General features: G+C 69.4%; 6 protein-coding genes and 1 pseudogene. 4 read left to right on the forward strand and 3 right to left on the reverse strand.

Annotation, left to right across the window (positions count from 1 at the left end; translation table 11 throughout):
• From ACFWY6_RS08400 to ACFWY6_RS08410, 3 genes are all read left to right on the forward strand, one after another.
• Positions 1 to 1,951, forward strand: a 1,951-nt coding sequence (locus tag ACFWY6_RS08400) for a DEAD/DEAH box helicase (protein WP_384687452.1), incomplete at its 5' end; no start/stop codon positions are given.
• Between the two features lie 47 nt (positions 1,952 to 1,998).
• Positions 1,999 to 3,279: an SWIM zinc finger family protein gene (locus ACFWY6_RS08405; protein ID WP_384687453.1), complete on the forward strand. Its 1,281-nt coding sequence runs from the start codon at positions 1,999 to 2,001 to the stop codon at positions 3,277 to 3,279.
• A 105-nt stretch (positions 3,280 to 3,384) separates the two neighbouring features.
• Complete coding sequence (locus ACFWY6_RS08410) at positions 3,385 to 4,371, forward strand: DUF4073 domain-containing protein (protein WP_384687454.1); 987 nt, start codon at positions 3,385 to 3,387, stop codon at positions 4,369 to 4,371.
• Positions 4,372 to 4,401: 30 nt separating this feature from the next.
• Here ACFWY6_RS08410 and ACFWY6_RS08415 read toward each other — a convergent pair.
• Positions 4,402 to 4,827 (reverse strand): annotated as a pseudogene (locus ACFWY6_RS08415) (DUF4291 domain-containing protein); the annotation flags it as partial.
• A 213-nt stretch (positions 4,828 to 5,040) separates the two neighbouring features.
• On the opposite strand from ACFWY6_RS08415, the gene ACFWY6_RS08420 reads away from it, so the two are divergent.
• Positions 5,041 to 7,101 (forward strand): restriction endonuclease, encoded by a 2,061-nt coding sequence (locus ACFWY6_RS08420; RefSeq protein ID WP_384687455.1) that lies wholly within the window; start codon positions 5,041 to 5,043, stop codon positions 7,099 to 7,101.
• Positions 7,102 to 7,176: 75 nt separating this feature from the next.
• Here the strand turns inward: ACFWY6_RS08420 and ACFWY6_RS08425 are convergent, their stop codons facing one another.
• Entirely contained in the window at positions 7,177 to 7,968 is a 792-nt protein-coding gene (locus ACFWY6_RS08425) for a nucleotidyl transferase AbiEii/AbiGii toxin family protein (RefSeq protein ID WP_384687456.1), read from the reverse strand.
• Positions 7,952 to 8,611 carry a type IV toxin-antitoxin system AbiEi family antitoxin gene (locus ACFWY6_RS08430; protein WP_384687457.1) on the reverse strand — a complete coding sequence of 220 codons (660 nt, stop codon included), beginning with the start codon at positions 8,609 to 8,611 and terminating at the stop codon, positions 7,952 to 7,954. The genes ACFWY6_RS08425 and ACFWY6_RS08430 overlap by 17 nt, the downstream gene beginning before the upstream one ends.
• Positions 8,612 to 8,886: the final 275 nt, after the last annotated feature.

Here is an 8,886-nt window from a genome sequence, read left to right on the forward strand (position 1 = left end):
CGGGCGTGTGCGTGCGTTCTGGCGGGTGTGGTTGTTTGTTTTTTTCGTCGGGGGGGGCGCCCCCCCGCCCCGGCTCGGCGCGGCGGGCGTGGCCGTGCACTGGCCCCGCGAGCTGACGCGTGGCCTGACGGCGACGGCCGTCGTACGCCCCGCGCCCGGCACGGCGGCCGACAACTTCGACTTCTTCAAGACCGAGCAACTCCTCGAATTCCGCTGGCAGTTGGCGCTGGGATCGGAGGGGGCCGACGGAGCCGGTGAGCCGCTCACCGAAGCCGAGATGGACGTACTCGCGGAGGCGCACCGCCCCGTCGTACGCCTCCGTGACCAATGGGTCCTGGTCGACCCCGAACTCGTACGCAAGGCACGCAAGCGGGACCTGGGCCTGCTCGACCCGGTGGACGCGCTGTCCGTCGCACTGACGGGCGGGGCCGAGGTGGACGGGGAACGGGTCGAGGCCGTGCCGATCGGCGCACTCGCCCGACTGCGGGAACGCCTGACCGACGAGCTGCACCCCGTTACGCAGCCGCCCGCCCTGGCCGCGACCCTGCGCGACTATCAACTCCGCGGCCTGTCCTGGCTGGACCGGATGACATCCCTCGGCCTCGGCGGCTGCCTCGCCGACGACATGGGCCTCGGCAAGACGGTCACCCTGATCGCCCTCCATCTGCACCGCGCCCGCCCCGAGCCGACCTTGGTGATCTGTCCGGCCTCACTCCTCGGCAACTGGCAGCGGGAGATCGAGCGCTTCGCGCCGGGCGTGCCGGTGCGCCGCTTCCACGGCACGGGCCGCAGCCTCGAAGGCGACCTGGAGGGCGGCTTCGTCCTGACGACGTACGGCACGATGCGTACGAGCGCGTCCGAACTGGCGTCCTGCTCCTGGGGTCTGGTGGTCGCGGACGAGGCCCAGCACGTCAAGAACCCGCACGCGGCGACGGCGAAGGCGCTGCGCACGATCCCCTCGGCGGCGCGCGTCGCCCTGACCGGCACCCCCGTCGAGAACAACCTCTCCGAACTCTGGGCCCTGCTCGACTGGACCACACCGGGCCTGCTCGGCCCGCTCAAGGCGTTCCGCGCACGCTATGCCCGCCTGGTGGAGGGCGGTGAGCACGCCGAGAACGAGGAGGCGATGGCCCGCCTGTCCCGCCTGGTCCGCCCCTTCCTTCTCCGCCGCAAGAAGTCCGACCCGGGCATCGCCCCGGAGCTGCCGCCGAAGACGGAGACGGACCACCCCGTCAGCCTCACCCGCGAACAGGCGTCGCTCTACGAGGCGGTCGTACGCGAGACCCTGGCCCACATCGAGGCGTCGGAGGGCATCGCACGCCGCGGCCTGGTCATGAAGCTGCTCATGGCCCTGAAGCAGATCTGCAACCACCCGGCGCAGTACCTGAAGGACGCCGCGATCATGACCCGCACCGGCCGCCCGCGCTCGGGCAAACTGGAACTCCTGGACGAACTCCTGGACACGATCCTCTCCGAGGACGGGGCGGTGCTGATCTTCACGCAGTACGTGGAGATGGCCCGCCTCCTCGAATCGCATCTGGCGTCGCGCGGCATCGGCACCCAGTTCCTGCACGGCGGTACGCCGGTCCCGCGGCGCGAGGCGATGGTGGACCGCTTCCAGTCGGGCGAGGCCCCGGTGTTCCTGCTCTCCTTGAAGGCGGCGGGCACGGGCCTGAACCTGACGCGCGCGGGCCATGTCATCCACTACGACCGCTGGTGGAACCCGGCGGTAGAGGACCAGGCAACGGACCGCGCCTACCGCATCGGCCAGACCCAGCCGGTCCAGGTCCACCGCCTGATCGCCGAGGGCACGGTGGAGGACCGCATCGCCGAACTCCTCTCCCACAAGCAGGCGTTGGCGGACGCGGTACTGGGCGGCGGCGAGGCGGCACTGACGGAGCTGACGGATGCGGAGCTTTCGGATCTGGTGTCGTTGCGGAGGGCGGTGTGAGGGGCGGGGGTGGTTCGGCGGGTGGTGCGGGAGCGCGTGGGGGTGGCATGCGGGCCCCCGCCACCCGCACCGGCGGAAACGGCCGAGTCTTCCCCCCGCTCCCTCAACACCCCGATCCCCAGGCCCCGTTCGCGACCTCCTGGTGGGGCAACGCCTGGATCGCCGCCCTGGAGGGGACGTCGCTCGACCCGGGCCGGCTCAGCCGTGGCCGTGCCTACGCCCGTGAGGGTCACGTCGACACGATCACCGTCGCGCCGGGCCGCATCGTCGCGTACGTACACGGAAGTCGCCCGCGCCCCTACCGCGCCGAGATCCGCATGCGCACCCTCACCCCGGAGGACTGGGACACCTTCCTGGACGCGGTGGCCACGGAACCCGCGCACATCGCGGCGCTCCTGGACAAGGACATGCCGCACGCCCTTGCGGAGGCGGCCGAACGAGCCGACGTCCAACTCCTCCCCGGCCCTGGTGATTTGGTCCCGTCCTGCAGCTGCCCGGACCACGGCCGCCCCTGCAAGCACGCGGCGGCCCTCGCCTACCAGACGGCCAGGCTCCTGGACGCGGACCCCTTCGTACTCCTCCTCCTGCGCGGCGGAGACGAGGCGGCGCTTCTGGACGAACTGGCGCAGCGCAACGCGCACGAGGCGGCCCGCGAGCAGTCCGACGCGGCGACCGAGGCGGGCCCCGAGAACCTTCCGGGAACCCTGGCACGGGACGCCATCGCCACGGACTACCGCCCCCCGCTCCCACCCCCTCTCGCCGCCCCCGCCCACGCGGGCGACCCCCCGCTCCTGCCCTCACTCCCCGGCGCCCCCGACCCCACATCCCTGGAGTTCCTGGCAACGGACGCGGCGGCCCGAGCCCACGCCTTCCTCACCACAGGCGCGGACCCCTTCGCGGCCGCCGACCCCTGGCACGACGCGGTACGCCTGGCCGCGTCACACCCCGGCCTCACCGGCCGCCGCACCTTCAGCCGCCAATTCGCCGAACTGGCAAGGGCGGTGGGCCACACCCCCACCGACCTCTCCCGCGCGGCGGCGGCGTGGCGCCAGGGCGCGGAGGAGGGCCTGGCCGTCCTCGAATCCCCCTGGGACCCCCCGGCGGGCCCCTTCGACCGGGCCCGAGGCGCCCTCATCACGGCAGACCTCCCCCGCATGACGATCCACCGCAACCACCTCACCAACACCTCCGGCTCCCTCCAACTCCGCTACGGGAGGGACGGCCGCTGGTACCCGTACCGGAGCGAGCCGGGGCGGGACGACTGGTGGCCGGAGGGGGAGCCGGACGAGGATCCGGTGGGAGCGGTCACGGGGATGATCGGGACGTAGGGCGCGGGGCGCCACCCGACCGCACCCAAGAGATCTCCAACAGTCCAACACCCCGCAGCAACGAGTCCAACTCCCCGTCGCCGCACCCCCGTTACTCTCCCCGCCATGAAAACTCCCCCCACGTTCCCAGAGGCGACGCCCCCCTCCCGCAGAACCTTCCTCACCGCCAGCGGCATAGCCCTGGCCACCATCCCCCTCGGCGGCCTCACCGCCGCCCAGGCGGGAGCGGCCGGAAGGGCAAAGGCCCCCGTGACCGCCCTCGACGTCATCTCCGACATCCAGGGCGACCTGGCCGACTTCGGCAACGCCCTGGACGACCTCAACTCCTTCGGCGGTTCCGACGCCCTCGTCATCGCCGGTGACCTCGTAGCGCAGGGCACCGCCCAGCAGTACGACGACCTCTACGCCACGCTCGCCGACCACCCCCACCCGGAGCGGGTCCTCGCCGCGCTCGGCAACCACGAGCAGTACAACGCCGACCCCTTCGACACCCAGGTCAAGCGCTTCCTCGACTACACGGGCATGCCGGACGTCTACTCCCAGACGACGGCGGGCGACCTCCCCCTGCTCTTCATCGGCACCACCGCGCCGGCGGTGAACGGCACCAACCCGCCCTTCGTGACGCTAGGTTCCTCCCAGCTCTCCTGGCTGGACGGCGCCCTCAAGTCCCACGCGGACAAGCCCTACGTACTGATCTTCAGCCACCACGTCCTGCCGGGCTCGGTCTCCGGCACCACAGGAGCGGACGCCGCCCGCTTCTACGACCAGGACTTCGTCGACGAGGCCGACCTGCTCACGATTCTCGGCGCCCACCCGAACGTCGTCTTCTTCTCCGGCCACACCCACTGGGACCTCAACCGCTCGGACTGGGCGGCGAAGAAGATCGTCGAGGGCGGCGACCCGAAGGGGTTCACCGTGGTCAACACCGGCTTCATCCAGACCATGTACGGCCCCGACGGCAACGGCGGCGAGAAGCCGGGCTCGGGCGCGGAGTCGCAGGGCCTGCGCGTACTCCTCGGGAGCGACGGCAAACTCACCGTCGAATCCCGCGACTTCAAGGCCAACAAGCTGATCCGCAGCCTCGCTGTCTGAGGTGGCGGAGGCACCTCACCCCCTGGCGGTCAGATCGTTCTCGCGTACGAGGGCGTGGACCCGGTGGGCCAGGTCGGTGACGTCCGTGATCGACACCGTCCACTCGTCCGCATAGCGCCGTGCCGCGTCGCCCGCGAGGCCCAGCTGCAGCGAGCGGTGCGGGAGAGGGGCGAGGTGGAGATCGCGCTCGGGGTCCCACTGGACTCGGGTGGGCGCCTGCTTCAGTTCACGCTTCCAGGCGGCGGCGTCGGCGTGCACCCCGTGCGCGTAGTGCGAGAGGCAGGCGTGACGCAGGGCCCACTCGAAGCCCTCGCGGGTGATCTCGACGGCCAGGACGGTCTGCTGATCCTCCTTGGTGGCCCAGCCGCAGCGGTACATCATCCACAGGAAGGACGGCTTGATCCAGGTCAAGCCTTGTTCGTAGCCCTTTCCGTGGCTGGCGCGCCATGCGCAGATTCGGCGGACCGAGGGCGACCACACAGGCGGGGCCGTGTGCCGCACGCTCAGTCGCCCCCAGCGAGTTGACCTGCAGCGTTGGATCTCCACCCAGCCTTTGACGAATGCATATGCGTGGCGGCAGTTGCTGGCTAGAGTCGTCTCGTCACAGTTGGTTGTGGGGACAACCGAAGTGTCTTTCGGCTGCCAACGTCCTGGGGAGGGCCTGCAGCAATGAGTCGTCGTTCTACCGGTCTTGTCGGCGCGTGGGCTGAGGTGCAACGACAGCAGCAGCGCCAGTCGGAGGCCGAGGCCAGACAGCGGAGACAAGAAGCTCAGCAAGCACGGGCGTACCAGCGCCGAGCTGCCCAAAGCCACCGCGAGTACCGGCAGGCAGACGCGCTGCGTCGTACGGAGGATCTGGACGCAGAGGTAGCAGCACTGCAAAGCCTTCTCGCTTCAGGCTGCGACGCTCCGGCCTTCAGGGCGTCCTCACTCATGCGAGCCGAGGATGTTCAGCCCTTCGCTCCAGGTCAGTTGGCGCAGCCGGTGCCCATGCCGGATGCCAGTCAGTACCAAGCCCAGGGTGGTTGGACTGCGAGTCGCCGGGCTCATGCCCAGGCTGAGGCGCGGGCGCGTTTCGAGCGGGACCTTCAGGTTGCGCAGGCAGCGGAGGCTCACCGCCAACAGCAACTGGCTTCGTATCAGCGTGAGTACCAACAGTGGGTCGACTCCCAGCTGGCCGCGGTACGTGAGCACAACGCCGGCGTGGTCGCGATATCCGAAGGCGTGAGGCGCCGAGACCCCGACTCCGCGGTCGAGTACTTCTCAGCTGCGCTCTACTCCTCAACGGCGTGGCCTGATGGCTTCCCGCGACAGATAGCGGCAGCGTACGACTCCGCTGCCCGACAGCTGGTGCTCGACTGGGAGTTGCCTGCCTACGACATCGTCCCTGCGATCAAGTCCATTCGATACATGTACGGGACCGACCAGGACAAGGAGACTCCTCGACCGGAGAGCCAGCGTCGGGCCCTGTACAAGGAGGTTCTCGCGCAGTGCATGTTGCTGGTCCTGCACGAGCTCTTCGCCGCGGACGAACAGGGGGCACTGGAGTCCGTGGCCCTGAACGGATTCGTCGATGGACATGACCCCACGACGGGCCGACCGGGCCACATCTTCCTCGCGACGGTCATGGCCTCACGCTCCTCGTTCCGTGACCTGCACTTGGCACAGGTGGATGCGGGCAGTTGCCTGGCCGGCGCCCTGAGAGGGCAGCTCTCGACCAGGCCGGACCAGCTCACACCGGTACGGCCGAGCCGTCGGCCACAAGACGTGGGAAATCGCGTCGTCGCCCACGGCAGCGATGAAGAACCGGACCTGTACGACATGGATCCGGTGGAATTCGAGCATCTCGTGGCAGATCTCTTCCGCGCCATGGGAATGCAGGCAGTGACGACCCAGCGCTCCAGCGATGGAGGTGTGGACGTCGACGCGCTGGATCCGACACCGATCCGAGGCGGCAAGATCGTCGTACAGGTGAAGCGCTATCGCAACACGGTGCCGCCCACTGCGGTGCGTGACTTGTACGGGACCGCGCAGGGCGCAGGCGCCAACAAGGGCGTCCTGGTGACGACGTCTGGGTTCGGACCCGGCTCTCATACCTTCGCCAACGGCAAGCCGCTGGAACTCATCTCGGGCACGGAACTCGTCGACCTGCTGCATCGTCACGGACTGCGCGGACGATTAGGAGAGGGCGGTCGTCAAGCCTCACCGCAGCCGACCCCGCCGGACCCGAACACTCGGCTCCCTGACGACTACAACGTCCTGGGAATGTCGTGGACCGGAAGCGTTGCCTTGGACGTGTGTGCACTCGTCTGCCATGGCAACCGCGTCCTGAGCGACGATCACTTCGTCTTCTTCAACAATCCACAGACTCCCGACGGCTCCGTGCGCGCCCTTCCCGCGGAGGCGCCTGACAAGGCTGCGATCTGTGTCGCCTTCGACGGGCTGCCGGTGGAGGCTGATCGGTTCGTGCTGGTGGCGGCCATCGATCCAGAGGCCAACCCGGACGCTGATCTCTCCGGATTCACAGATGCCTGCATCCGGCTGCTCGATCCGGCTATGTCGGAGCTGGGACGGCTTGAGGTCTCTGACGGCCGACCGCTCGAAACAGCCCTAGTGCTCGGGTCTTTCCGTCTGAGGTCCAGCGGTGACTGGGAATTCGTCCTCGGCGGCAAGGGCTACAGAGGCGGACTGGAGGAACTCGTTCAGGACTACGGCATCGAGGTGGAATAGATCAGCCTGAGTCCGGACGTTCAGCGGGCGGGCGCTTCCACTGGGAGCTGCTGATGTTCCGTCGTACGGACCCAGTCAGGCCAAGGGGTCGTACGGTTCCGGCCAGGCCAGTGCCTCCGCGAAGGCGTTCCGGACTGTGTCGAGGCACTCCTCCGCGGAGGGGAGATGGCCCGTCTGGTGGGCGAGTTGGGTCTCCCACTCCATGTCCGGCAACGAGCTGAACATGTGCGGCGCGGGCGCCGTGCCGCTCGCCATGCGCACGAGCTCCGCCGCGTCGACGCTGATGGAGCCCGAGCGGGCCAGAGCCGCCAGGTCGAAGAGGTCGCGCGGTGCGTGGCGGTCGCAGTACGCGGACACCTTCATGGCGACGAACGCCGCCAACGTCGGAACCCTCAGCGTGGCGGGGCCTGGGACGTCGTGATAGCGCAGTTCGACACTGCGCCGCTCGGTGGGCCAGCGCTTCCATTCGGAGTGGCCGGTGTGCGTGTCGAGGAGCTGGACGCGCAGGCGCAGTCCGTCGCCGGTCACCAGTTGGGCGGGATCCACCCCACGGATGCCGGAGAGCGCGGGCTCCCACCGCGAACGCGGGAACTCACGTCGAAGCAAGCGGGGGATACGGGAGCCGAGGGCATCGGCAACCGCCGGGCGGTCGTCCGTGTACAGATCGATGTCCTCGGACAGCCGACCGCCGGACGCCGCCGTCGTGAGGTGCGTACGCGAGAGCGCCGTACCTCCGAAGAACACCACCGGCTGATCCAGCGAGGCCAGCGCCCACAGCACGTGGCTGATCAGGTGATCGCGCCGCACCTGCTGCTCGGCGGCGCCGTATTCCGCGCCGATGCGCGCGAGATCACTCCGGTCCAGCATCCGAGTCCCCCTCGATCAGGTGCCGCGCCCTCTTCAGAGCAGCGGTCTTGTGCTGCCCGGCTGCCAGTTCGGTCAGCAGGTCGGCATCGGCACGCAGCGAGAGCGCACGGAGCGCCTCGCTGATCGCTTCGGCGGGCAGGCCGCCAAGCGTAGGGCGGGCGGCGAGGTCCAGGAGAGTCTGTTCAGGTGTGGTCACCCATCCGGGAGTCACCTCGGTCTCCATCCGTTCCAGGTCGAGGCTCGCCACGTCCCTGCGGACGAAGACGATCCGTCCGAACTCCGTTTCCAGGGGCAGGCGTTGCTTCGGTACGGCAATGAACGTGGCGGCGATCTCGCGTGGGACGGCCCCGAACTGGCGGGCAGCCCCGATGCCCATCAGGGCGGCGCCGTCCTGGCCGTAGTCGGCCTGTCCGATGCCGAGACCCAATGCGTGGAGGTCGGGACGCCAGGTGCTGTCGCTGAGATGACGGCCGGGTACGAGGAGGTAGTACCCGGTGGCCAGGCGGAGCGCTGCCCCGTTCTTGACCAGGCGCGCCATTTCGGGACGCGGGTGGGCGTAGACAACGGCGGCGTCCTTGGGGCGCAGGACGAGGTTCGCCCTGCCGGCCAGCTCGGGGGGAAGGCCGATCGCCGTCCTCTTCATCGGTACCACCTACGTAGGGTTAAAGCCTACGCTCATAGTAATGCTGGCCGACTGTACCTGCGAGGGGAGCGGTCTGGCCCCGGCTGACCGCCTCGCGGTGCACCAGGGTGCTGTTCTCCTTCGTCACGCACGCAGGTGGGCGAGCAGGTCGTCCCCGGCTGGGTAGGGGCGTTCCGTCGGGAGGAGGCGCGCGGCGGCGGTCAGATCGTTCTCGCGTACGAGGGCGTGGACCCGGTGGGCCAGGTCGGTGACGTCCGTGATCGACACCGTCCACT

The organism is Streptomyces sp. NPDC059037 (assembly GCF_042740015.1).
Taxonomy (GTDB): Bacteria; Actinomycetota; Actinomycetes; order Streptomycetales; family Streptomycetaceae; genus Streptomyces.